Origin of the sequence: Ferruginibacter sp. (assembly GCF_049840995.1) — a bacterium.
GTDB lineage: Bacteria > Bacteroidota > Bacteroidia > Chitinophagales > Chitinophagaceae > Ferruginibacter.
The window spans coordinates 702,138-725,091 of sequence record NZ_JASGIP010000008.1 but is presented as its reverse complement, the minus strand read 5'-3'; the positions used below and the strand labels follow the sequence as shown (position 1 = coordinate 725,091).

26 protein-coding genes are annotated in these 22,954 nt (G+C 42.3%); 6 read left to right on the top strand and 20 right to left on the bottom strand.

Annotated elements, in window-relative coordinates; genetic code table 11:
- Nucleotide 1: 1 nt before the first annotated feature.
- The 4 genes from pelA (at nucleotide 2) to uxaC (ending at nucleotide 6,825) form a co-directional block, all read left to right on the top strand.
- Nucleotides 2–2,074 (top strand): pectate lyase, encoded by a 2,073-nt coding sequence (gene pelA, locus QM738_RS24060; protein WP_462279320.1) that lies wholly within the window; start codon nucleotides 2–4, stop codon nucleotides 2,072–2,074.
- Nucleotides 2,075–2,092: 18 nt separating this feature from the next.
- Complete coding sequence (locus QM738_RS24055) at nucleotides 2,093–3,607, top strand: tagaturonate reductase (protein ID WP_462279319.1); 1,515 nt, start codon at nucleotides 2,093–2,095, stop codon at nucleotides 3,605–3,607.
- 42 nt (nucleotides 3,608–3,649) lie between these two features.
- A complete protein-coding gene (locus tag QM738_RS24050) occupies nucleotides 3,650–5,293 on the top strand; it encodes a UxaA family hydrolase (RefSeq protein WP_462279318.1) in 1,644 nt (547 codons plus the stop codon).
- A 131-nt stretch (nucleotides 5,294–5,424) separates the two neighbouring features.
- Nucleotides 5,425–6,825: a glucuronate isomerase gene (gene uxaC, locus QM738_RS24045; RefSeq protein WP_462279317.1), complete on the top strand. Its 1,401-nt coding sequence runs from the start codon at nucleotides 5,425–5,427 to the stop codon at nucleotides 6,823–6,825.
- Nucleotides 6,826–6,901: 76 nt separating this feature from the next.
- Here the strand turns inward: uxaC and QM738_RS24040 are convergent, their stop codons facing one another.
- The 9 genes from QM738_RS24040 to QM738_RS24000 all read right to left on the bottom strand — a co-directional run bounded on the left by QM738_RS24040 (nucleotide 6,902) and on the right by QM738_RS24000 (nucleotide 12,551).
- The gene (locus QM738_RS24040; RefSeq protein ID WP_462279316.1) at nucleotides 6,902–7,327 is read right to left on the bottom strand and encodes a lysozyme inhibitor LprI family protein; all 426 of its coding nucleotides are present in this window, start codon (nucleotides 7,325–7,327) and stop codon (nucleotides 6,902–6,904) included.
- Nucleotides 7,324–8,166, bottom strand: a complete 843-nt coding sequence (locus QM738_RS24035) for a rhomboid family intramembrane serine protease (RefSeq protein ID WP_462279315.1) — start codon at nucleotides 8,164–8,166, stop codon at nucleotides 7,324–7,326. Before QM738_RS24035 ends, QM738_RS24040 begins: the two co-directional genes overlap by 4 nt.
- Nucleotides 8,167–8,244: 78 nt before the next feature.
- Entirely contained in the window at nucleotides 8,245–8,820 is a 576-nt protein-coding gene (locus tag QM738_RS24030; RefSeq protein WP_462279314.1) for a GNAT family N-acetyltransferase, read from the bottom strand.
- A complete protein-coding gene (locus tag QM738_RS24025; RefSeq protein WP_462279313.1) occupies nucleotides 8,817–9,434 on the bottom strand; it encodes a hypothetical protein in 618 nt (205 codons plus the stop codon). The genes QM738_RS24030 and QM738_RS24025 overlap by 4 nt, the downstream gene beginning before the upstream one ends.
- Nucleotides 9,435–9,550: 116 nt before the next feature.
- Complete coding sequence (locus QM738_RS24020) at nucleotides 9,551–10,015, bottom strand: DUF5991 domain-containing protein (RefSeq protein WP_462279312.1); 465 nt, start codon at nucleotides 10,013–10,015, stop codon at nucleotides 9,551–9,553.
- A gap of 11 nt (nucleotides 10,016–10,026) precedes the next feature.
- Entirely contained in the window at nucleotides 10,027–10,566 is a 540-nt protein-coding gene (locus QM738_RS24015) for a lysozyme inhibitor LprI family protein (RefSeq protein ID WP_462279311.1), read from the bottom strand.
- A gap of 43 nt (nucleotides 10,567–10,609) precedes the next feature.
- A complete protein-coding gene (locus QM738_RS24010) occupies nucleotides 10,610–11,080 on the bottom strand; it encodes a DinB family protein (protein ID WP_462279310.1) in 471 nt (156 codons plus the stop codon).
- Nucleotides 11,081–11,100: 20 nt separating this feature from the next.
- Nucleotides 11,101–12,309 carry an exo-beta-N-acetylmuramidase NamZ family protein gene (locus QM738_RS24005; RefSeq protein WP_462279309.1) on the bottom strand — a complete coding sequence of 403 codons (1,209 nt, stop codon included), beginning with the start codon at nucleotides 12,307–12,309 and terminating at the stop codon, nucleotides 11,101–11,103.
- Nucleotides 12,310–12,344: 35 nt separating this feature from the next.
- Entirely contained in the window at nucleotides 12,345–12,551 is a 207-nt protein-coding gene (locus QM738_RS24000; RefSeq protein WP_462279308.1) for a DUF4287 domain-containing protein, read from the bottom strand.
- Nucleotides 12,552–12,725: 174 nt separating this feature from the next.
- On the opposite strand from QM738_RS24000, the gene QM738_RS23995 reads away from it, so the two are divergent.
- Nucleotides 12,726–13,703 (top strand): hypothetical protein, encoded by a 978-nt coding sequence (locus QM738_RS23995; RefSeq protein WP_462279307.1) that lies wholly within the window; start codon nucleotides 12,726–12,728, stop codon nucleotides 13,701–13,703.
- 21 nt (nucleotides 13,704–13,724) lie between these two features.
- Here QM738_RS23995 and QM738_RS23990 read toward each other — a convergent pair whose 3' ends face one another.
- The gene (locus QM738_RS23990) at nucleotides 13,725–14,303 is read right to left on the bottom strand and encodes a DJ-1/PfpI family protein (protein ID WP_462279306.1); all 579 of its coding nucleotides are present in this window, start codon (nucleotides 14,301–14,303) and stop codon (nucleotides 13,725–13,727) included.
- A gap of 228 nt (nucleotides 14,304–14,531) precedes the next feature.
- Here QM738_RS23990 and QM738_RS23985 point away from each other — a divergent pair, with 228 nt between their 5' ends.
- Nucleotides 14,532–15,875 (top strand): aminopeptidase P N-terminal domain-containing protein, encoded by a 1,344-nt coding sequence (locus QM738_RS23985; RefSeq protein ID WP_462279305.1) that lies wholly within the window; start codon nucleotides 14,532–14,534, stop codon nucleotides 15,873–15,875.
- Nucleotides 15,876–15,908: 33 nt separating this feature from the next.
- Here the strand turns inward: QM738_RS23985 and QM738_RS23980 are convergent, their stop codons facing one another.
- The 10 genes from QM738_RS23980 to QM738_RS23935 all read right to left on the bottom strand — a co-directional run bounded on the left by QM738_RS23980 (nucleotide 15,909) and on the right by QM738_RS23935 (nucleotide 22,941).
- Nucleotides 15,909–16,667, bottom strand: coding sequence for a hypothetical protein (locus QM738_RS23980; RefSeq protein ID WP_462279304.1), 759 nt, complete (start codon nucleotides 16,665–16,667; stop codon nucleotides 15,909–15,911).
- A 69-nt stretch (nucleotides 16,668–16,736) separates the two neighbouring features.
- Nucleotides 16,737–16,934 (bottom strand): hypothetical protein, encoded by a 198-nt coding sequence (locus tag QM738_RS23975; protein WP_462279303.1) that lies wholly within the window; start codon nucleotides 16,932–16,934, stop codon nucleotides 16,737–16,739.
- A 46-nt stretch (nucleotides 16,935–16,980) separates the two neighbouring features.
- Nucleotides 16,981–17,172, bottom strand: a complete 192-nt coding sequence (locus QM738_RS23970; RefSeq protein ID WP_462279302.1) for a hypothetical protein — start codon at nucleotides 17,170–17,172, stop codon at nucleotides 16,981–16,983.
- Nucleotides 17,173–17,176: 4 nt separating this feature from the next.
- Complete coding sequence (locus QM738_RS23965; RefSeq protein WP_462279301.1) at nucleotides 17,177–17,941, bottom strand: hypothetical protein; 765 nt, start codon at nucleotides 17,939–17,941, stop codon at nucleotides 17,177–17,179.
- A gap of 14 nt (nucleotides 17,942–17,955) precedes the next feature.
- Nucleotides 17,956–18,540, bottom strand: a complete 585-nt coding sequence (locus QM738_RS23960; protein ID WP_462279300.1) for a hypothetical protein — start codon at nucleotides 18,538–18,540, stop codon at nucleotides 17,956–17,958.
- A gap of 17 nt (nucleotides 18,541–18,557) precedes the next feature.
- A complete protein-coding gene (locus QM738_RS23955; RefSeq protein WP_462279299.1) occupies nucleotides 18,558–19,181 on the bottom strand; it encodes a hypothetical protein in 624 nt (207 codons plus the stop codon).
- 58 nt (nucleotides 19,182–19,239) lie between these two features.
- Nucleotides 19,240–20,058 (bottom strand): helix-turn-helix domain-containing protein, encoded by an 819-nt coding sequence (locus QM738_RS23950; protein ID WP_462279298.1) that lies wholly within the window; start codon nucleotides 20,056–20,058, stop codon nucleotides 19,240–19,242.
- A gap of 34 nt (nucleotides 20,059–20,092) precedes the next feature.
- Nucleotides 20,093–21,112, bottom strand: a complete 1,020-nt coding sequence (locus tag QM738_RS23945; RefSeq protein ID WP_462279297.1) for an SDR family NAD(P)-dependent oxidoreductase — start codon at nucleotides 21,110–21,112, stop codon at nucleotides 20,093–20,095.
- A gap of 504 nt (nucleotides 21,113–21,616) precedes the next feature.
- Nucleotides 21,617–22,195, bottom strand: a complete 579-nt coding sequence (locus QM738_RS23940; RefSeq protein WP_462279296.1) for a dihydrofolate reductase family protein — start codon at nucleotides 22,193–22,195, stop codon at nucleotides 21,617–21,619.
- A gap of 173 nt (nucleotides 22,196–22,368) precedes the next feature.
- The gene (locus tag QM738_RS23935; protein ID WP_462279295.1) at nucleotides 22,369–22,941 is read right to left on the bottom strand and encodes a hypothetical protein; all 573 of its coding nucleotides are present in this window, start codon (nucleotides 22,939–22,941) and stop codon (nucleotides 22,369–22,371) included.
- Nucleotides 22,942–22,954: the final 13 nt, after the last annotated feature.

Genomic DNA, 22,954 nt, shown 5'->3' with positions numbered 1-22,954 from the left:
TTTGAAAAAGATAGTAAAAATAGCGTTGTTGTTTTGTGCTGTATGCAGCATGCACACGGTGTTTGCACAAAAAGATATCGTGGTGGCGAAAGATGGCACCGGTAATTTTAAAAGCATACAGGAAGCCATCAACAGTATACCCAATGATGATACCAAAAAGCAGCATGTTATCCGCATCCGCAAGGGCGTGTACAATGAAAAATTATTCATTGATAAGAATTTTATAACGCTCAGAGGCGATGATCCTGAGAACACGATCATCAGCATAGCATTATCCCGGGATGAATGGCGCTGTGATAATAAAGAAGATTATGGTGTTGCCACCATCAATCTCCGTGGCAGCGATATTGTACTGGAAAATCTTTCGTTCCTGAATACTTATGGCAGGGATAATAAAACAGAAAGAGAAGTAACCTGCGCTGCAGACAGTACCGGTAAGAAAAAGATCCGACCCAACAGTCACCAGATGGCATTGCGTTCCTTCAATACCACCCGGCTTATAGTACGACATTGCATCTTTCGTGCATGGGGTGGCGATACCGTAAGCCCATGGAATACGGATGATGGCATGTTCTATTTTAAAGACTGCATCATGGAAGGGGGTGTTGATTTTTATTGTCCACGCGGATGGGCCTTGGCGCAGGACTGCAAATTTATTTGTCACGATAATAATGCAGCTATCTGGCACGATGGCAGCAAATATGAAAAATCAAAAACTGTGTTGCTAAATTGTAAATTTTCCGGCGATGACGGGTTTAAGCTTGGCCGCTATCACCGCGATGCACAGTTTTATTTACTCAATTGCGCTTTTGCAAAAAATATGGCAGATGCAGACATCTACCAGGTACCTACATCCAATACTATCCAATGGGGCAGAAGGGTGTATTATTACAATTGTAAAAGAGAAGGGGGCGATTACAGCTGGTATAAGAACAATGTGCCCGCTGGTTTTGACATTAAAGCATTTACGGCTACATGGGTGTACGATAACCAGTGGAATCCTGAAGCGCCTGCCGAGGTAGGAGATGCCAATACCAATTTACCGGCGGCAATGGCCACACCTACCATTGCAGAAGGTGCTGGCGTAACTGCTGCACCCAAAACAGACCCGGTAGCAGAAAATATGTTATTGTACCAGCGCAAGAATGGCGGCTGGCCCAAGCATTTCCAGGGTAATAAGAATGTGGATTATAAACGTGTACTGAATGATGCAGAACTGAAAGAATTGCGGGATGGTTATGAAAAAGGCATCGATGCAACCATCGACAACCAGGCTACTACAAAAGAGATACGCTACCTGGCACAGGCCTACAAAACCTATAATAATCCTGCATATTTAAAAGCGGTAGAGAACGGCATTGCTTATCTTTTAAAAGCGCAGTATGCCAATGGCGGCTGGCCGCAATACTATCCTGATTTCAGCCTGTACCGCAGCCAGGTCACGTATAATGATAATGCTATGATCAATGTGCTGAATGTATTGCAGGATGTGGTGGCAGGTAAAAATGACCTGGATATTGTAATGGGCAGCTTTGGAGAAAAATGCAGTGCGGCCATACAAAAAGGCATCAACTGTATCTTAAATACACAGATCAAACAAAATGGTAAATTAACTGTTTGGTGTGCTCAGTATAATGCCACTACCTTACAGCCCGAGATGGCCAGGAAATTTGAACTGGTATCTTTGAGCGGTTCTGAATCGGTGGGTATTGTAAAGTTCCTGATGCAGCAGCCGAACCCTTCAAAAGACATGATTGCAGCCGTAAAAGCAGCGATGGAATGGTTTGACAAAGTGAAGATACAAGGCTATAATTTTGTGGATGTAAAAGCGCCCAATGAAGCCAGCGGCCGCGACAGGGTGCTGGTAAAAGAAGAGAACTCGGTGATATGGGCAAGGTTCTACGATATCAATACCAATGAACCATTCTTTACGGGCCGCGACAGCCAGCCCAAAAAGACCATTGCCGAAGTGGAGAATGAACGCCGCATTGGTTACGCATGGTACGGCACCTGGCCTTTAAAATTAATGAATGAAGACTACCCTAAATGGGCAGTAAAGTGGATAAAAAAATAACTATTTAAATTGTTAGCAATGACGTTATCAAAATTTACATTGAAGAATATTCAGGCCGGTAAGGTGGAGCAGGTTCCTGATGGTGTTTTTGACCTTCCTGAAAAAGTGCTGCAGTTTGGTACCGGCGTATTACTGCGGGGGCTACCCGATTATTTTATTGATAAGGCCAACCGCCAGGGCATCTTCAACGGAAGAGTGGTGGTGGTAAAATCCACCAGCGGTGGCGACAGCGCTGCATTTGAAAAGCAGGATGGGTTGTATACGCTATGTATACGTGGACTGGATGATGGAAAACCTGTAAGCAGGAATATTGTATGCTCTGCCATCAGCCGGGTATTATCCGCAAAAGATGAATGGGAAGCCATTTTAAAATGCGCCCACAATCCCGATATGGAGATCATCATCTCCAACACCACCGAAGTAGGTATCGAACTGGTGAAAGACGATATTCATCATCACCCGCCGGTATCATATCCAGGGAAATTACTGGCATTTTTATACGAACGTTATAAAGCCTTTGACGGCAGCGACCAGTGCGGTATGGTGATCGTTCCCACAGAACTGATCAGTGATAATGGAAAAAAACTGGAAGCCATTGTACTGGAGCTGGCGCACCTGAACGGGCTGGAAGAGAATTTTATTGAGTGGCTGGAAAAACACAATCATTTCTGCAATTCATTGGTGGACCGTATTGTACCCGGCAAACCTGATGCCGCTGCTAAAAAAGCGCTGGAAGAAGAACTGGGTTATACTGACGACCTGATGACGATGAGTGAAGTATACAGCCTGTGGGCCATTGAAGGCAATGAAAGTATTGCGTCTGTATTATCCTTTGCCGCAGCAGACAGTGGCGTGGTGATAGCGCCGGATATTCATGTATTTAAAGAACTGAAATTAAGGTTGCTGAACGGAACGCACTCGCTGAGCTGCGCCATTGCTTTTCTATCCGGTATAGTATCAGTGAAAGAAGCGATGGACAACCCGGTGATATCTAATTTTGTAAAAGAGCTGATGACCAGCGAGATCGCAAAGGCCATACCTTACGAATTGCCGGAAGAGGATGCACAGGCTTTTGCAGGCAAAGTGCTGGACAGGTTCCGCAACCCCAGCATTGAACATCACTGGATCAATATCAGCCTGAATTATACATCCAAGCTGGAAATGAGGATCGTGCAGGTACTACTGCGCTATGCAGAACTGTATAAATCCGTTCCGGAAAATATGGCATTGGGCTTTGCAGCCTACCTGGTGTTCATGAAAGCGGTAAAAGTGGACAATGATGTTTTTTATGGTAACTTTAATGGAGCAGATTATCCTATTAAAGATCCCAAAGCAGGCTACTTTTTTGAACAGTGGAAAAATTACCCGGTGCCGCAGTTGGTAAAAAATGTATTGGGCAATGCATCCCTCTGGAATGCTGACCTTACAGCAATACCCGGCCTGGCAGAAAAAATAACAGAGAACGTGGAGGATATTCTGAAATACGGTATGCTGACTGTTATCAATAAAGAAACCGTAACAAGTGTAAAATAAAGCCCGTTTTAATTGGGCGATGGATAAAAATTACAACAGATAATGAAGCAACAGGTTTTAAAAGTTAGTCCGAAGGATAATGTGCTGGTAGCATTGACCGATCTTAAAAAAGGACAGGAAATTGAATATGGCGGCGAAACATTTGTTTTGCAGGAAGACGTAAAAGCCAAACATAAATTCTTTACCACCGATCTGAAAGAAGGCGATAAGATAATCATGTATGGCGTACTGGTGGGCAAGGCCCAGCATCCTATTGCAAAGGGCAGCTGGATGAATACAGAAAATACCAAGCATGCGGCCGATCCTTATTTTTACCGTAAAACAGATTTTCAATGGACGGCGCCCGATGTATCTAAATTTGCGGGCAAAACCTTTAATGGTTACCACCGCAGCAACGGCGAAGTGGGCACGGCCAATTACTGGCTGTTCATCCCTACTGTATTTTGCGAGAACCGTAACCTGGATGTTATTAAAGAAGCCCTGCACAACGAATTAGGATATGCAGTGGCAGACAAATACAAACAATACACACACGAATTAATAGAAGCGTATAAGAATGGACAGGATATCGGCAATGTAGATATCTTTTCAACACCAACTTCGTCTACGGTTAACCGTGTGTTCAAGAATGTAGATGGCATCAAATTCCTGAACCACCAGGGTGGATGTGGTGGCACCAGGCAGGATGCCGGTATATTAAGCAAATTACTGGCCTCTTATGCCAATCATCCCAACGTGGCAGGCGTTACTGTATTAAGCCTGGGCTGCCAGAATTTACAGGTAGCAGATTTTAAGAATGATCTTGCACAGCTCAATCCCAATTTTGATAAGCCTTTATATATTTACGAGCAGCAGCAATCGCAAAGCGAAGAGCAACTTATCGCAGAGGCGATACGTAAAACTTTTGAAGGATTGGTGGAGATCAATAAACTGGAACGCAAACCGGCGCCGCTGTCAAAATTATGCATTGGCGTAAAATGCGGTGGCAGCGATGGTTTCAGCGGTATTAGTGCTAATCCATCTGTAGGATACCTGAGTGATCTTGTAGTTGGTTTGGGAGGAAGGATATTGCTGGCAGAATTCCCCGAATTATGCGGTGCAGAACAAAACCTGATCGACCGTACAATGAACGAGGATGCTGCCAAAAAATTCATTCATTTAATGAGTACTTATAATGCGCAGGCAGAAAGTGTGGGCAGTGGATTTTATATGAACCCATCGCCGGGTAATATTAAAGACGGATTGATCACCGATGCTATTAAAAGCAATGGTGCTGCATTAAAAGGCGGTACATCTCCCGTGGTGGATGTGCTGGATTATACAGAGCCAGCCAAAAAACCGGGACTGAACTTGGTTTGCACACCGGGTAATGATGTGGAAGCCACCACCGGTAAAGCAGCCAGTGGTGCAACATTGATCTTATTCACTACCGGATTGGGAACGCCTACCGGTAACCCGGTTTGCCCTACTATAAAAGTGAGCACTAACAGCAACCTTACCAAGCGCATGAATGATATCATTGATATTGATTGCGGCCCGGTGGTGGAAGGAGATAAAACAATTGAGCAGATGGGCGAGGCGATACTGGAATATTGCATCAAAGCTGCGAGTGGCGAAATAATTCCCAAAGCGGTATTGCTGAACCAGGATGACTTTATTCCGTGGAAGAGGGGCGTGAGCCTTTAATGGGCGTACCAGGTTGCTCCAGCAACCTTTCTGAAGGAATGTTCAATACTCAATTTTCAACGTTCAATGTTCAACTTTCAACATTGAACATCTTTTAACGAGCGCTAAAAAACCAGAGATACAACAACATTATGAAACCGTTCTTAGACGAAAATTTTTTGCTGCAGAATAAAACAGCACAAACTTTATATCACGAGTTTGCAAAATCGATGCCTATCATCGATTATCACAATCATTTACCACCCGACCAGATAGCCAATGATGCCAGCTTTGCCAACCTTACACAGGTATGGCTGTATGGCGATCATTACAAATGGAGGGCCATGCGTACGAATGGTATCAACGAAAAGTATTGCACCGGTGATGCAGCTGATTTTGAAAAATTCCAGCAATGGGCAGCAACGGTGCCGTATACACTACGTAACCCATTGTATCACTGGACTCACCTGGAACTGCAGCGTTATTTTAATATCGACACGATACTGAATGCAGATACCGCTAAAGAAATTTACGATAAGGCAACCGCCCTGCTGCAGACAAAGGAATACAGCGTATGGGGATTACTGGGTAAAATGAATGTAAAAACCCTGTGCACTACCGATGATCCGACTGATAACCTGGAACATCATAAAAAAATAGCTGCGGGCAATTGTCCCATCAAAGTATTGCCGGCTTACCGCCCTGATAAAGCAATGAACGTGGATGATCCCGCTGTATTCAATGCTTATGTGGCTAAAGTGGAAGCTGCTGCCGATGTAAACGTGGTAAGCTATGGCGATTACCTGATCGCACTGAAAAAACGCCACGACTTTTTTGTGGAAATGGGCGCTTCTGTATCCGATCATGGCCTGGAGCAGGTGTATGCAGAAGATTATACCGATGCGGAGATCGATCTTATTTTTGATAAGATCAGGAAGGGTTCCAAACTGAGCCTGGAAGAGAATCATAAGATAAAATCGGCAATGCTGGTAGAGTTTGCCAAATGGGATCACTCCCGCGGATGGGTGCAGCAATATCACCTCGGAGCATTAAGAAATAACAATGCAAGGATGCTGGGCAAACTGGGGCCTGATACCGGTTGGGACAGTATCGGTGATTTTTCGCAGGCAAGAGCGTTGTCTAAATTCCTCAACAAGCTGGACAGCACCGATCAACTGGCGAAAACAATTTTGTATAACCTGAACCCTGCTGATAATGAATTAATGGCTACCATGATCGGTAACTTCAATGATGGCAGCAGTGTAGGGAAGGTACAGTTTGGTTCGGGCTGGTGGTTCCTCGATCAAAAGGATGGCATGATAAAACAAATGAACGCACTGAGCAATATGGGACTGCTGAGCAAGTTTGTGGGTATGCTTACCGACAGCCGCAGCTTCTTATCTTTCCCACGCCACGAATATTTCCGTCGTTTGTTGTGCAACATGTTTGGTGAGGAAATTGAAAATGGCGAACTGCCCAATGATATTGCATGGACCGGAAAAGTGATACAGGATATCTGTTACAATAATGCCAAACAGTATTTTGGCTTTTAAGATATTTTTGATTAGAACAAGTGAAAGTGCGGCATTATTGGCCGCACTTCTTGTATAAATAAGATCAGCACAGTCATTATTTTATTCTCTTGATCAATACAAGTACCCGCTCTTCCACATATTTAGCCTTATCATCGTAGGTGATCATTATCATATCTGTACCCCATATCCTTTTAGTTAGATTTATTTGGAACCTTTTGTCCTGTTTGGCAAAATAAATATCTCTTTTCTTTATCCACGTTCTTTGCTCATCTCTTAAAGTGGTCTTTGCAGTTTCTGATAATTGAGAGCGCAACTTGTTGTACGCAATATTCAGCATGCTGTCCATTTGTAAATAATAATCCCTTGAACAGCCCACCATATTTACCCCGGAATCGAGACAGGCCTGGTGTTTATTATACAACTCTTCCATCGTTTTTTCTGTCTGAGCAACTGCACAGCAACTGCAGCAAATAAATACTTGTAACAGTACAAATTGTTTTGTCAGTCTAGCTGTTATCATCGTAAAGATTCTGAATATTTTTTTAGTTGTTCTTTTTCTTCCTGGGTAAGGCTTTTCATGCCTTTTTTATTGATCTTATCAAGAATAGAATCGATCTCGTTTTGTTTGCTGGTTCTTTCGGCATTGTATTTATGATCGATGGAATAATGGTCTGTATGATTTTTATGGAAGAGATTATCCACCAGCAGCATTTGCGGCCTGTTATAAATAAGATAGATGAATAGTATAGCAGGCACAGCAATAATTAAAATGGTAATATAGTTTTCTGCAAAGGCGGCAGGCTCCATCAGTAAAGCTACCAGCATACCCACTAAAGCGCCACCAAGGTGGGCATCGTGGCCAATATTATCTTTTTTAGAGCGGATACCATAAATGGAAAAACCAACATATACTAATCCATACAACCAGCCGGGAATGCCAATTACTCCAAAAAGGCCAATATCCATACCGGGAAATAATGCAATGGAAGCAAAGATGACACCGCTGACTGCACCGGAAGCGCCAACAGCACTGTAATCGCTGTGATGCCGGTGTATGAATAAAGAAAGCAGGTCGCCACCAACAAGGCTTGCAAAATAAATAATAAGAAATCTCAACTCACCCACCGCAAACTCTAGGCTCGTGCTGAAAAAATAAAGGGTGATCATGTTGAAGATAAGATGCTGCCAGCTTACATGCAAAAAACCCGAGCTGATAAGGCGCAGGTAATCTTTATTAACGAGTATCTTATCTACCTGGAATTTATAGCTGCCGAAAAAAGTTTCGTTGGTAAAACCCTTGTACGAAAAGGCAATATTGGCGATGATAATAAGTATTGCGGTGATCCCTGTACCGGTCATTGCAGTAAGTATGTACTTGCAATGTAAGAAAAAACTGTGTACTCAAAATGAACAACCGGGAAAACAGCAGCACATTATTTAAAAATCTTTTTTCACTACGGTAAATTCAAAAATTTCCTTACCGATACTGTAGGTGTGGCTGCCGGCGGCAACAAAACCGTTCTTTGCATAAAAGCGGATGGCACCCCGGTTCTCCACGTACACCGAAAGCCAGAGTGTGTTCTTTTGCAATGCGGTCATCTCCAGGAATATATTATCCAGTAAAGCCTGCCCGATCTTTTTAGATTGAAAATCTTTCAGCACATAGATCTTCTGCAATTGAGAAACACCTTCACCGCCAATGAAATCAGAAGGGGAGTATTTTTTGAACTTGGCATAACCAACGGGCAGCCCATCACAAAAAGCAATAAAGAATGTATTGTTCTCTTTTTCAAGACTGCTGCTGATCTTGTCAACAGAAAAAGTTTTGTCGCAGTAATCGATCACATCCTGGTAATCCCGGAACAGGTGACCAAAACTTTCCGCAAAAGTTATCCTTGCCAGCAGTGAAATATACACGGCATCATAAACGGTTCCTTTGCGTACTATAACAGTGTTGTGCTGGTCTGCTTTCAATTTTGAAAAAGTATTTGCTGCTGTAAAAGTAGTCATCATTTTGCGATCTTAATTTCGGGGATGGTAAATTTTGCCACCTGGTTCACCAGGTCTTTTTTATTATTCTTCAACGCCAGTAAAAAGGCATCAATATCGTTACCATAACTGCGGGTGCTTACACCAAACAATAAAATGCCTTTCTTACCCGACTTGTCGGTAAAGGTTTTGTAACGATACACATTTCTTTCCACGACGGTTACATATTTTCCATCGGCGCTGTTGGCGCTCAGTAAAAAATCGAGCATGTATTCGCCGGTGGTAGGATTGCCAAAACTTTCAAAGTTCACCATAGGATTGGTTTCCTTCATTCTTTTAAGCTCGGCAGTTTTTTGTGCCACTACATCTTTAATGTTCACGTCGCCTACTATCACATCCAGCAACAATATGGTTTTGTATTTGCCGGTGGTATCGCCTTTGGCAAGGTATTCCTGTTTATAAAAATCAGGAGAGGGATGAGCGCTCCAGTCAAGGCGAAAGGATGTTTTTTCAAAAACAACCGGCCCGGGTACATTTAAGTACTCTTTTGCAGGTTTAGCTGTTTGTGCATTTGCTTGGCCGGTTGCTAAAAAGGTAAATATTGTCAATGCTATAAAAAGGGCTGTTTTCTTTGTCATAAATAATTTTTTGCAAAGAAAACTATCGCAGCAGTACCGGTACGTTGCTGCTTATTGAACGGTAGCGGGTAATAAGCGAACGGATTAATGAAGTGAGTTGTATCGGTAGAGTGATATTAATGAGGTGAATTTTTCTGCTTCATCTCTATAAAACAATCGCATTCCAGTACCATTACGGGAGATAATCTTGGTTCAAGGGCTCTCCATTGTGTAATAAGGGCACCGTTCCTTTTCGACAATATAAATAAAGTGTCGCCCTGCTTTAATTGTTCACCACTCCCGTCAATAACATGGTTATAAGTTACAGCGATCGAATTACTGTCGCCGCTAATGCCGGTAGATAATTTAAAAAATGTTTGCTGTCCATTCACTTCAAGCGTACCCTTGAGGCTGTCATTTTGTTTTTGAATGGAGAAAGACCACTCCATCGCCATTATATAACCTGCATTGGCAGCTACAGGCTCTTCTTCAAAACTATATTCACCGGCCCATTTTTCTATACCGGTATTCTTTTGATGGTTTGAACAGGCTGCCAACAACAATGAAAAAAATACCAGGCAATATGCGATATGCTTTTGCATGAAGGGAATATTTAGTAGATCTGTGCGGCCCTTGTATAGTGACTGAATAATGCGAATACCCTGCTTTTGATAAGATCGAGGTACATGGATGCTTCTGAGAGTTGCTGCATGGTGCCACCGCCGGAGTATTCATCTTTACTGATGGTTTCCACCAGGTTGGTCTCACTATCCCGGAAAGCCAGCCAGTTCTTCTGCGCCTGTTGCAATACCTTTTTATCATCGCCTTTTAAAACGGCCATCAGTTTTTTATAGTATTTATTCAGTAAGCTGTCGTAACCTTCTGCGGCTTTATACCCTGCATCCCGCATACTGAAATCGGCATAGTTCAGTGCAACACATTTCTCCATCAGTTTTTCTATTCTGAAAGTATCAACAATGAATTCTATCTCCACATCTCCGGTCTTTTGTTTTTCCAGTTTTTTCTTTAAAGCCGGCACCTGCAGTTCAATATCTTTTTTAAGTTTTTGTATCAGTTCCGGCGTTATTTCTGTTTGGGCGCAAGCTGCGTTAAAAAAGAGTGCCGAAATAAAAATTATAATACAGGATTTCATATTTTATCTGGTTGTTGGTAAATGATTTAATAATGACGGTGAGCTATTTCAGGTCCACATCATTGGCCAGCTGAAAAATAGTAAAGATATGATGCGCCTCATGCAGCAGGAAGAACTCTGTCCATTGCACGATGCTCAGCGTTCCGTATTTAGCATGTTTCCCTGTTCTGTTGAGTTGCTCCGTTGATAAGCTCAGTAAAAAAGCATGGATATTTTTCCTGTCCTCAGCCATTTGCTGGATCAATGTAACAACATCCATTTTTTGCCAGCGCATGAATTCGGTATCTTCGTCTGCCTTATAACGGCTAAATGCAGGTGTATCATTATCCAGTATCTGTTGCATGCGGCCAATAAAAACCGGCTGATAGCTGCCCAGGTGCGCCATATTATCATGGATATTCCATTTGCCGGGCTGTGGCCGCAGTTGTAAACGTTCATTGGATAATGGCTGTATGATATTTTCAATAGCGAGGTGCTGTGTTTGCAACCGTTCGGCAATAGATGGATAAAGCATTGTTGAAACTATTAAATGGTCTATGGATACAACAGGTATTTCTTGCGCATTTGTTTGTATTTCGATAAAGCCGGTTCCCAGCTGGCCTGTATTTCCTGTGCGGTCTTTCCGGCGATCACCTGTTTCTTGAATTCGCTGTCGCCGGATAAGAAATCAATGTTACCGATCTGTGCACTCACGCTTCTGTCGAAAAATTTGTCTTTAAATGGATAAGCTTTGTAAAGGTCCAGCATCCATTGCAGGTTGATGCGTTTGCTTTTCCTTAATTGTTCGATATCATAATTGCGCAGGTCGATGCCATAACAAAGTTCGTTCATGTGCAACGGAGATTCACTCATGCCGGGTAAGCTTACAGGCGTAAAGGAAAAATCATAGATGCCTTTTAAAGCGGGCGCCCCCAAAATAGTAAAAGGAAAATAAGTACCACGACCATGGTTCAGTATCGTGCCTTCAAACAAACAGGTGGAAGGATAGAGCAGGATGCCCTGTTGCGTATTTAAATTGGGGGAAGGGTTTACCGGTAGCGTGTATGCCATATCGTGAGTATAGTTGGCCACTTTGATGATCTTTAATTTGCATTTCATTTTATTGGGCAGCCAGCCTTCTCCATTGATCATTTGTGCAAATTCGGCAATGGTCATGCCATGTGCAATAGGGATGGGGAACCTGCCGATGCCGGAAACAAGTTTCATGTCGAGGATCGGGCCATCCACCAGGTAACCATTAGGATTCGGCCGGTCCAGTATCATCAGTTCCTTTTTGTTCTCTGCACATGATTCCATTACTTCCTTCAATACATTGATGTAAGTATAGAACCTGCAGCCTACATCCTGTATATCGAATATCATCACATCCACATCGGCAAGGTCTTCGGCAGAGGGTTTGCGTTTTGCGCCGTATAATGAAACGATCTTTATGCCGGTGGCAGCATCCTTTTCATCCTTTACAACTGTGCCATTGCTTGCATTGCCGCGAAAACCATGTTCGGGTCCAAATACTTTTACAACATTGATACCTCTTTTTGCCATACTGTCCACCCAATGCTTTTTGCCAATGATGGTGGTGGGATTTGCCAGAATGGCTACACGTTTGTTTTTAAGGTACTCAAAATATTTTTCTGTTTGATCGGCGCCGGTAAGGATCGTATTCTTTCCATTATCACTGTTGTGTTGCAGCGGTTTTGTAAAAGAGAGGCAGGCCAATAGCAGCAGCAGGTATCCTGTTTTCATAACGAAGCGTTTGTTTTTGAAGAGCGATGCAGAGATCATGCTTTCGATTTTAAATAATGTGTGGTCAATGTACGTGCCCAGTAACGGGGCACATTGTATTCTGTTTGCAGGTGTGTCACCACGTCGTTCGATTTTTTTGTGGCAGCGCCTAACTTGTCCAGTATTTTGATCCATTCAGCGATCTTTTTGCCGGTCTTTTCAACTACCTGCTCGTCGCTTACATCCCAGTATTCTTTTTTCATGTGACTGTTTTTATAATAATGCGGTATTCAAAAATATACTTTTTTATGGTTCTTCATTACGCAAACTGCCGGCCAGGCAGCTTTAGCAATTATACAACAGTAATTATATTTGCAGGTACGGAAAATACTGTACCTTGAATAAGTAATGAAAACCGGTTTACTTAATTGTTCGTCATGATGCTGAAGCGCCTGTTGATTGTATTGTTGCTGTTTGCCGTTGCCCCGGCCTGTTTTTCCCAAAACAATATCAATGGTACCTGGGAAGGAAAATTCCTGCTGGATGAATTTGATCTTGGCCAACCCAAGCTGGTGGTAGAGATCTATGATTTCAAAGATTCTTTATTTACCGGTGTCACCCATCTTTATTACAGGGGTAATAAGTACGAGCATTATAAAATGATCGGCTGGTACGATAAAAAAGATTCTTTACTGGTGTTCAGGGAAGCAAGCACTATCGCGGTTGACCTCGGTATCTATGGCAATTGCCTGGGCACTTATATGATGAGTTTGAGTAAAGAAAACAATTACCTGTTTCAATACGGTTACTGGGTACCCAATATAAAAGGCTGTACCAGCAATGTAAGCGTGTGGTTGCGTAAAAAGATAGAAGAAAAGATCGTGGTGCCGGAAGTAAAGCCTGTTGAAAAAAAGCCGGTAATAGCAAATAAACCACCTGTAAAAGATAAACCTGTTGTAAATAAACCGGTAGCGCCGGTGGTTACTATTCCGGATAAACCGGTTGCCAAAGAAGTACCACAAATAAAAACATCACCTGTAATATTGCCTGCCAAGATCAGCGAGCGGCAAACCGATATACAATCGCTGCTTGAAATTGATCCTTCCGAAAAAGATTCCATCAAAATAGATGTGTATGATAATGGTGATATTGATGGGGATTCTGTTTCTGTATACCTGGAAGAGAAACAGTTGATCAATAAAAAAATGATCACCGCCAAACCGTTGACGATCTATGTAAGTCTCGATAAAAGGATCAATCCAATTGCACACCTGCGCATGGTAGCCGAAAGCCTGGGCAGTATCCCTCCCTGTACCGCATTGATGATCGTGACCACTAAAACAAAAAGATACGAAGTAAGGCTTTCCAGTAATTTTAATAAGAACGCTACTGTGGAATTATTTTTAAAAGAATAATACTACTACACTGCAATTGTTTTAATAGATACAGGATTGTCCCTGGCCAACAGGCAATACCGATGCAATGATATCCTCTTTCAATTTGCTGTAGTACATTTTTTCTATCGCCCAACCTACCAGGTCCACTGCTGCAAGGCAGCCTGCCGCAGTGGCAATATTGCCTTCTGTCACCAAGTGTTTATCTTCTATCACCTCCACTCCGTAATAACGTAATTTTTCAAAGGCAGTGGGATAGGTGGTGGCCGACAAGCCCTGTAAATGCCCGAGCGCTGCAATGATCAATGCGCCGGAACACATGGAGCAGATCAGTTGCTTTTGCGGATCCAGTTGAAAGCGCTTAAGGTAAGTATCATCCTTTATCAGTTCCCTGGTGCCGATGCCACTTGCAAAGAAAACCAGGTCTGCGCTATTGCATTCTTCTATTGATCCCTGTGTGGCAATATCAATACCGCTGGAAGAGCGGTGCGATGCTGCTGTACCTACCAGCTTTACAGTAAAATCTGGTTCCCGGTATTTGATCCTGTTCAACAGGTCCCAGGGCAAAAAAACATCTACATCAGTAAACCGGTCGAAGATCACAAGGACCGCTTTTTTCATGGTGTGTTAGTTTTAAGGTGTTAAATGACAGACCTTTTAAAATTACAATGCAATTTGCAGGTAGGAGTTTATGACTTAGTAAGCGGCGGTACTACTTTATTCAGCGGGTAAAGTACAATTTTCTTAACGGTAATCATAGCAAAAACAGGGAAGTTTATCCACCTGTAAAATTACTGTTCTTAATTAAGTGATAATTCATTATCATTGATGCACTAAAATCAACCTGTTATGATACGCACTACCACCTTATTGCTTGTGTTTACCAGTATTTTCTCTTTACAAACTGCTTTTTCGCAAACCATGTGGAAATACTTTTCTGCAGATGATTTTAATGAGCGCCGCAAGCGGGTGATGGAAAAGATAGGTGACGGTGTGGCCGTATTGCAGGGCGCTTCGATGCCGGAAGGCTATATCAAGTTTCGCCAGGATAATAATTTCTATTACCTGAGTGGAGTGGAAACACCGGATGCAGTAATGATCATTGATGGAAAAAGAAAAAGATCAACATTGCTGGTGCCGGATGAAGTGTACAATGATATTAAGCCCGAGGCACGTATCAAAGCAGGCGACTCTGCTGCAAAGGAATATAAATTTGATGCGGTGATCTCCAAAGCGAGATTTACGGGTATGTTGCAGGGACTTACTTACAGGGATGCGCCGGTGTATATTTCATTTACGCCGGAAGAAATGCAGGAGATGTGCCGCGACCGCAGCATGCAACAGAATGCAAGGAGGCTCAACGATCCATGGGATGGAAGGGTAAGTAAGGAAACCAATTTTTATAACAAACTGAAAGAACGTTTTCCAACGCTTACAATAAAAAATATTTCTCCCATACTGGATGATATGCGCTGGGTAAAGGATGATAAGGAAATTGCGGTGATACGGGAATGCGGCCGTATCGGTTGCCTGGGTATTGATGAAGCAATACGGGTAACACGGCCAGGCATATACGAATATCAAACGGTGGCCGCCTGCGATTTTGTGTACAACAATAATGGCGCTTCTTTCCCGGCTTATTTCCCCATTGCTGCTTCCGGCGAAAGAGGGCTGGACTGGCATTATAATGCCAACAATCATATTTTAGAAGAAGGCACGGTATTGCTGATAGACTATGCTCCCGAACTGAATTATTACATGACGGATATTACCCGTACCTGGCCGGTATCGGGCAAATTCACTGCCGACCAGTTGAAATACTATGCCTGCCTGAAAGAAGCCAGGGCCGCCATTATCGCTGCCATGAAACCCGGTGTATATTTAAAAGAATTGGAAGATATCTGCAAACAGGTGTATGAAAAACATGGTTATGGTAGCCTGTATCCCGGTGGTATCGGGCATTTTGTAGGCATGTCCGTACATGATGTGGGCGATTATACCAAGCCATTTGTAAAGGGTACGGTATTTAATGTAGAGCCTATCATTGAAGATAAAGCAAAGAAATTGCACCTGCGCCTGGAAGATACGATCGTTATCACTGCAACCGGGGCGGAAAATTTGACACCACAGTCACCAGTAGACGAAGAAGCGATCTATAAACTAATGAAGGAGAAAGGAGTGGGGGAAAAGTAATTGATAATTAATAATTAATAATGCTGGAGGCTGTTATTTTTCACAATCGTTTTTAAGGTTGGCGAGTTGCATAGCGATCTTAAATGCGGTAAAGAGGGCTGTGTTCTCTTCAGATATACGTTTTACGGTTTGGGTATTTGTGATGTGCATATCAAAATGATTACGGGTAATGCCTTGTACTTTCAAAGGGCTGCCATCATAAATGATGGCTTCTTTATACGGTACCAAACCCCAAAAGTCAGCATATTCCATTGCGTTGCTGAATTGCTCCCAATTATGCTGTGTGAGCTTTTTATCAATCTCTTTTGTCAATACTATTTCAGTATTGCCCATCACGGAGTTTTTTAAACTGAATACAACCGCATGCAGCCCGATGCTGTCTCCCTTTTTTGCTATTGTGATAACATAATTATGATCACAAAATGTTGACGAGTAATCGAATTGGTATGCTTCTTCCGCGACAATTTCTTTTAAAAGGGGATAATGCAGTTGGTATAAAGGGTTGTCGGGGTATTTGTATTCACTGCGTAATTCTATTCTCTTTTTCAGGTATGCCAGGAAAGGAGAATCGTTGTAATAAAATGCCTTTAATACCCTGTATTTATCATCTGTACTGTCAAAAAAAGATATCGTCTTATCCTGCCTTCCTACAGAATCCATTATAGTTATATACTCTCTCAATACCGAATCCCTGAATGCAATAGATTGTTCTTTCCGATTGTTTTGCTTACAGGAACAAAAAATTGCTGCGCTTAATAAAATAAGAACAATGATCTTAAAAGCAGGTTGCATTGCGGAGGGTTATTCTCCTAAGATAAAAATATCTGCTACAAAACGGTCTTAAAGAAAAGTTATAATGCGCTATTGCTTTGGCTTCTTAAGCAGGAAATAAATGGTAGTGGCTAAAAATAAACCGGTAAATACCAGCCCCATAATACTCAGGCCCGATCTGTCCCGGGCAATATCAGGAGCGTCCGAAGTAAAGATGCGGAAGGTTTCCTGCGCTGCTCCATAAGTTAAAAAACCAAAGATTATTGTGGGTATAGTGTTTTTGTTCATGCCGGTAATGGGTGGTAAGAATTATTTTAAAAATACATTTTATATCTCAGTTGACATTGTTGCGGTTTTTTCTAAGCCATAAAACGATGGTCAAGCCCAGCAGCAGTACGCAGAAGATGACCGATATGACCTTTGTGTCAGTAGCGGCTTTTTCTTTAGTGAACGTTATATAAGTATCTTCTATGGCGCCGATAGTGATTACGGAAAGAATAATGGATGGCGGCCTTGATAATCTCATCAGCTTATTGTTTTATCTCTTTCAATTTGATATTGCTTTTAACCTTTTCATCAAAAAGCAATTGTAAAAAGAGGCCGCAGTTTTTAGGGTCATCACAAATGGCTGCATCCTCTATAATATAGGTCCAGCCATCGTTTTGAAAAGTATAAGTCCAGCCGCCCATGGTGCCCTGCTGTTCTTCCACGCCGTTGTATAAAATGATATCTGGTTTCTCATTCGTGGGTTGCCCCTTGCTCCAGCATACATACCGCAAACCTTTGGCAGTTCTGTCTATCCGCAACAGTAATTTTTCCGAACGGGCCACCAGCACATTATCATCCCAGGTATTGATGCCGGGATAGATGGCTCTTTTGATCTTTGCGTCCAGTTGTTGTTTATTGCTTTGTTCTTTTTGTGAACTGTAATTGACGGTTACGATCTTCCCTTCTTCATTGATCCATATTTCCCCGATGAATCCGCCACCCACCAGGCCATAAAGATCATGGTGTTCAAAAACAATACTGTCGTGGTATTGTTTCACCAGCTCTTTAAAAGCGCTGTCAAACAAAGTGGGATAATACGCAATGAATTGTTTGGCATTTTGAATATCAGGCAAGGGGTTACTGCGCTTTATGGGATACTCCACCTTTTTGGATAATGCTGCTGCATTACCTGAACGGATCAATTGTACAATGTGACGGAAATGTTTTAATACAGCAGAATCAACTGTTGCTTGCAGTGTATCTGCTTTCAGCGATAGGAATGCAAAAAAAATAAATATTATTTTCATTCAAATATTTTTTATTATGTCATCATGCGGTAAGGATGATATTCTTCTTTACGTATTGTTTTAATTTCTTTTTCAAATGAATACCATTGATTATGATACAGTAACCGACCGCTTATTTTAAAAGTATAAAAATTTGCTTTATCGAATTGAGGGATGTCAAAATAAAACCTGATGTTATTGTATGGGGATCCTCCAACGGTAATGGTTCTTTGCTGTAAAGAAAGTTCTTTAAAGGTATTGGTTTCAAAATGTTCAAGATCACCTCCGCTTATTGTAACAGGATGAACAACTGTTGAAATATGATCGGGTTCAATTGGTTGACCTGTTTTATCTGTGTTACGGACTGTTACTGATAGGTTTTGCAACACCATGCTGTCTTTCAGGTTTTCGAAATCTACCACAGCTACTACGGTGCCTGACTTTTCTACATAAAAATCAGGTTCAATGGTAATGCTGTCCATCGACACATAGAGTTTATTATTCTGTTCAGTACATCTTAATACAGAAATAAAATCGTTCCGGTGACAGGCCCCGATGCTTAATGCAACCAATACAATTAACACTGTGACTATTAAAGTTATAATGTTTTTAGGTTTCATTCAGAGCCATGGATTATTTAGGAGCGGTGATAGGTTTTGGTTTTTGTTCCTTTTTCTGAATCGTAGCTGATGGTTAAAGCAGTTGCAGTTAAACTTTTTATGCTGATTCTGTTCAGCACCTGCGGTTCGCTGAATATTGCTTTGGGAAAAGGGAAGGCTTCTTTTTTGCCAGTCTGTACATTGTATAATATCATCCTGTCTTTTTCACTGGGAACATCTTGCTCACAATACAATAACATCTGCTTATTCTCAACATCATCTATCCACGCCGCACTTAACGGCAAAATATTTTTACCGGTCTTCTTCTCTATCAACTCAATATTAGTTGGGTTGCCGCCACTAAAAGAATGCACCAGTACGAAATAACCGGTAAAGTCTGCAGCCAGGTAGCCCAATCCTTTATAAGGCAAACCCCTGGAGCAGGAAGATAGTTCTGTTATTATTCTGTGCTTTTGTTTTAAGTATAAATACTCAAGGCTGTCATCCATCTTAAAACTGATATGGTAGCCGCCTTTTAAAATGCTGTCGTATTCGTACGGTTCCACGGGTTCTGTCTGCGCTTTTACGGAGTTGGAAACAAAAAGAATGAACAACACTACAATGCAGGAACGGGTAAGATATGTTTTTAAGAATAAGGCCATCTTTTTGATGTATAGCGGATAATAATAACCGAATATAATTCAAAATGGTGATACTTTCTTAACGACCTGTTTTTTGCCCTGCTGCTTCCGAAGGCGAATATCCAAAATGTTTTTTAAAAGCATAGGAAAAATGGGAGAGGTTCTCAAAACCCACTTCATAATATACTTCAATGGGCTTTTTCTTTTTTTCGGCAAACTGGTAATGGGCCAGCTCCAGGCGTTTTTGCGTGAGCCATTTTTGTGGCGTGGTATTAAAGGCTTTTTTAAAATCCCTCTTAAACGTAGTGAGGCTGCGGCCGGTAAGGTAACCGATCTTTTCCATCGGCATGTTGAACATAAAATTCTTTTCCATAAAACTCACCAGGTCTATTTTTCCCGGCTCTTCAAAATTGGCCAGCACAGTGTCGATGTCCTTATCGATCAACCGTAATATGCTGATGGCTTCGGTGATCTTTAATGCGGCTATATCAGCAGGAAATGTATCCTTCATGTCAAAATAGGGCAGCAATGATGTAAAGCAACTTTCCAGTAAGGGGTGATCACTGAAGCGGCGGATCTTTGATGCAATATGTTTGTGCACTACATCTATACCGCTATAAAATTGTTTCAGCCTTTCCATCGTTAAATGCATGGCCACTGTTTTATGTGGTAGTCCATCTTTGGGATAATTGATCACCGTGGTGAGCTGGTTGCGGGGAATGAGAAAAATATCACCGGCCTTAAAAATATATTCAGCATCGGCCTGTATGATCTTGGTCTCACCAGAGATGAACCAGATGAGCATGTGATGATCAAACATCAGCTCGGTCTTAAACAGTTTATCCTCGTAGCAGGACAATTTAATATCCGGGCTGATGTATTGAGTCGTGAATTCCATAGTTCAAATTTAAAAGATAAAGCGGGTTGCTGCATCAATTGGCAGGAAATGTTACACCGGTCATGGCTTCACTCAATTGCCACAATTGTTTTGCGTTATTCTCATCAACCGAGTAAGGCTGTACCCCTTTTAAAGTTGCAGGATCGTCAAATCGGTGTTCAATATTGCCCTTGTCCAACGCAGCGATATCTGCGTCTTCGCAATACACGCCACCGATATGATCGAGCTGTGTACTGGTGGCACACCATATACTGGTGGCGGCGCCCTGCGCTACATTCTTTAATCGTTTGGCCACTTCCGGAAAAATATTGCCATCAGCATCATGCGTGCCCATCTGCTGAAATAATTCCATCGGCGCCACCCTCCCCAGGTCGGTACCGAGTACGGAGCCGGGATGTACTGCATAGGCCCTTATACCAAAATGCCTGCCGCGTTCATCCAGCTCCACGGTAAATAAATTATTGGCGGTCTTAGCCTGACCATATCCCTGTAGTGTTTCGTAAGGCCTTGCTGTAAAATTGGGGTCTTCAAAATTGAAAGGCGCAATATGGTGACCATAAGAAGAAAGATTGACCACTCTTGCATTGCCTGCTTTTTTCAATGCCGGCCACAGCCTTGCCGTAAGCTGAAAATGCCCGAGATGATTGGTGGCCAGCTGCGACTCGTAACCGCGTTGGTTCCGTTGCAAAGGCACCCACATAATGCCTGCATTGTTGATGAGCAGGTGCAATGCTTTGCCTGTCGCTATGAATTTAGCTGCAAAAGCGTCTATAGAAGCGGGGGCCATTAAGTCCATTGCTTCTACCGTAGTGTTGGCAATACCATCGATATTCTGCATCGCTTTTTTAATATCCCTTGCAGGTATGATAACGGTGGCGCCTGCACGAGATAATGTTTTAGTGGTCTCCAGCCCGATGCCGGCATAACCGCCGGTTACAATAACAGTTTTGCCTGTAAGGTCGATGCCTTTGATCACTTCGTTGGTGGTGGTGGCTGCAGTAAAACCCGAACCTAGGGGTTGTTGTAATGCGCCGTTGTAATTGTTTTGTTCCATTGTTTTAATTTGATTTGTTGGCACAAAACTAGAACGCAGTAAAGTGAGGGAGTTTGTTTTAAGGGCCGAATTTGTTTGTTGAGAGGGGCGGGGGAGTACGGTGTAGGCCAGGAGCCAGACACCGGCGAAGATAGGGGAGGAGAGGAGCGCACCAGCGATGAAGTAGCCCTATTTTTTAATCACTTTATGGATCATTTTTATCCGTTTACAGTCCGAAGCGTATCCGAACGAAGTCCGAAGGATGAGCGGAATATGTCCGGGGCATGATTATGATAACTATCTTTTATAATCGCTGTAAGTAGGGCGTATCTACGAGGTATCTATGAAGCATACACGAAGTATTTACGGAGTATGGTAGGGGGATGCGGCTTTTAAAGCAGGAGCTTTTTGGCTTTAAGTAAAGGGGTTGGGTAGAGATCAGGCGGTGGCGAAGCGAGTACGCCGTTTGTCAAAGCCAAGACGGCGGCGGAGAGTGGTCCGTGAGATACGGACCACGGTGGGTTGTTATTGTTCTCTGTCCACTATATAATTCAGTTCAACTACGCCCGAACTAAATTGCTGCGAGTTCAACAGTTTCAGGTTTGCTTTTTCCTGTACGCCGGTAAACAAAGGGATGCCCTGGCCCAACAGGATTGGGTTGAGGAATAACCAATAGCCGTCGATTAGATTTTGCTGCATCAGTGAATGCGTTGCTGAGGGGCTGCCAAAAACAAGGATATCTTCACCATCTCCGGAGTTTTTTATTGCATTGATTTTTCCAGATAAGTTATCACTGATGATCGTTGTATTGGTCAGGCCTTCCTGGTGCAGTGTTTGTGATAAAACTATTTTGTGCACCTTACTGTACCAGGCGCCATGTTCTACTTCATGTTTAGTCGCATTCGGACTGGTGCCTGCAGTGGGCCAGTAACTTTCCATCATCTGGTAGGTCACACGGCCGTATAATGAAGTGTCACCTTTTCTTATGCGTTTGCCCACGTGTTCAAAAAGTTCTTCATCAACTTTGGCCCAGTTCAATTCTCCGTTAGGGCCTGCTACAAAACCATCTAATGATATGTGCATGAAGGAAATTATTTTTCTCATATCGTGTTGCTTTTATGATTGTTTTTGAGAAAGCGTGTTTGAAAATGTATTGCTGAAGTTATGAACTAAAATTGAAAGTTATTTCTGCTGGGTGGATTGAAATTGTGAAGAGGTATGTACGGCGTTGGCCAAAGGCCAGACGCCGGCGGAGACGCCATTGAATGACATAATTATCAACGGCTGTAATATTCGACCTGATTTTTATCCAGCCCTTTTTCAGTTATAAAAGCGTAAAAGTCGGCACTTTTGGTCATCCATTTTCTTATATCTTTTCTTTCAAAATAATAGGGTTGCCCCTGGTGTGTGCCGCGTAATCCCTCCAGATATTTTGCTTTGATAAAACCCAAATATTGACCCGCTAACAATTCGTTGAATTTCATTACTCCGTTCCAGGAATCAGTAAATTCAATTTTTGTTGTATCGTTGATATTATTTTTAAGTTTCTCAAATGCTACGGAATCATTTTTTATAAGAATAGAAAAGTAAACCTGGTATTTTAATACATAAGAAGCGCTGTCAAAATACTGTATAAAAGCTTCTTTCCCCAGTGATAACCTCAGGCTGTCAATTTTCTTATATAAAAGCGAAGGGTGACCAAAGCAACCAATGAACTGGTGCTCTATTTGTTTATAGGTTTTTATTTCGCTGTAAAGCCTGGTAGCCAGGATTGTTTTGCCTGGCTCAATTTGACAAATGCCATTGCCTGCCCACGCTAAACAGAGTATCAGTAACAATAAATTTTTCAAGATGGATAATATT

Coding starts and splice junctions, on each gene's coding strand:
- QM738_RS24055 (WP_462279319.1), top strand. CDS start 2,093: ATGACGTTATCAAAATTTACATTGAAGAATATTCAGGCCGGTAAGGTG.
- QM738_RS24050 (WP_462279318.1), top strand. CDS start 3,650: ATGAAGCAACAGGTTTTAAAAGTTAGTCCGAAGGATAATGTGCTGGTA.
- uxaC (WP_462279317.1), top strand. CDS start 5,425: ATGAAACCGTTCTTAGACGAAAATTTTTTGCTGCAGAATAAAACAGCA.
- QM738_RS24040 (WP_462279316.1), bottom strand. CDS start 7,327: ATGATAACAGCTAGACTGACAAAACAATTTGTACTGTTACAAGTATTT.
- QM738_RS24035 (WP_462279315.1), bottom strand. CDS start 8,166: ATGACCGGTACAGGGATCACCGCAATACTTATTATCATCGCCAATATT.
- QM738_RS24030 (WP_462279314.1), bottom strand. CDS start 8,820: ATGATGACTACTTTTACAGCAGCAAATACTTTTTCAAAATTGAAAGCA.
- QM738_RS24025 (WP_462279313.1), bottom strand. CDS start 9,434: ATGACAAAGAAAACAGCCCTTTTTATAGCATTGACAATATTTACCTTT.
- QM738_RS24020 (WP_462279312.1), bottom strand. CDS start 10,015: ATGCAAAAGCATATCGCATATTGCCTGGTATTTTTTTCATTGTTGTTG.
- QM738_RS24015 (WP_462279311.1), bottom strand. CDS start 10,566: ATGAAATCCTGTATTATAATTTTTATTTCGGCACTCTTTTTTAACGCA.
- QM738_RS24010 (WP_462279310.1), bottom strand. CDS start 11,080: ATGCTTTATCCATCTATTGCCGAACGGTTGCAAACACAGCACCTCGCT.
- QM738_RS24005 (WP_462279309.1), bottom strand. CDS start 12,309: ATGAAAACAGGATACCTGCTGCTGCTATTGGCCTGCCTCTCTTTTACA.
- QM738_RS24000 (WP_462279308.1), bottom strand. CDS start 12,551: ATGAAAAAAGAATACTGGGATGTAAGCGACGAGCAGGTAGTTGAAAAG.
- QM738_RS23995 (WP_462279307.1), top strand. CDS start 12,726: ATGATGCTGAAGCGCCTGTTGATTGTATTGTTGCTGTTTGCCGTTGCC.
- QM738_RS23990 (WP_462279306.1), bottom strand. CDS start 14,303: ATGAAAAAAGCGGTCCTTGTGATCTTCGACCGGTTTACTGATGTAGAT.
- QM738_RS23985 (WP_462279305.1), top strand. CDS start 14,532: ATGATACGCACTACCACCTTATTGCTTGTGTTTACCAGTATTTTCTCT.
- QM738_RS23980 (WP_462279304.1), bottom strand. CDS start 16,667: ATGCAACCTGCTTTTAAGATCATTGTTCTTATTTTATTAAGCGCAGCA.
- QM738_RS23975 (WP_462279303.1), bottom strand. CDS start 16,934: ATGAACAAAAACACTATACCCACAATAATCTTTGGTTTTTTAACTTAT.
- QM738_RS23970 (WP_462279302.1), bottom strand. CDS start 17,172: ATGAGATTATCAAGGCCGCCATCCATTATTCTTTCCGTAATCACTATC.
- QM738_RS23965 (WP_462279301.1), bottom strand. CDS start 17,941: ATGAAAATAATATTTATTTTTTTTGCATTCCTATCGCTGAAAGCAGAT.
- QM738_RS23960 (WP_462279300.1), bottom strand. CDS start 18,540: ATGAAACCTAAAAACATTATAACTTTAATAGTCACAGTGTTAATTGTA.
- QM738_RS23955 (WP_462279299.1), bottom strand. CDS start 19,181: ATGGCCTTATTCTTAAAAACATATCTTACCCGTTCCTGCATTGTAGTG.
- QM738_RS23950 (WP_462279298.1), bottom strand. CDS start 20,058: ATGGAATTCACGACTCAATACATCAGCCCGGATATTAAATTGTCCTGC.
- QM738_RS23945 (WP_462279297.1), bottom strand. CDS start 21,112: ATGGAACAAAACAATTACAACGGCGCATTACAACAACCCCTAGGTTCG.
- QM738_RS23940 (WP_462279296.1), bottom strand. CDS start 22,195: ATGAGAAAAATAATTTCCTTCATGCACATATCATTAGATGGTTTTGTA.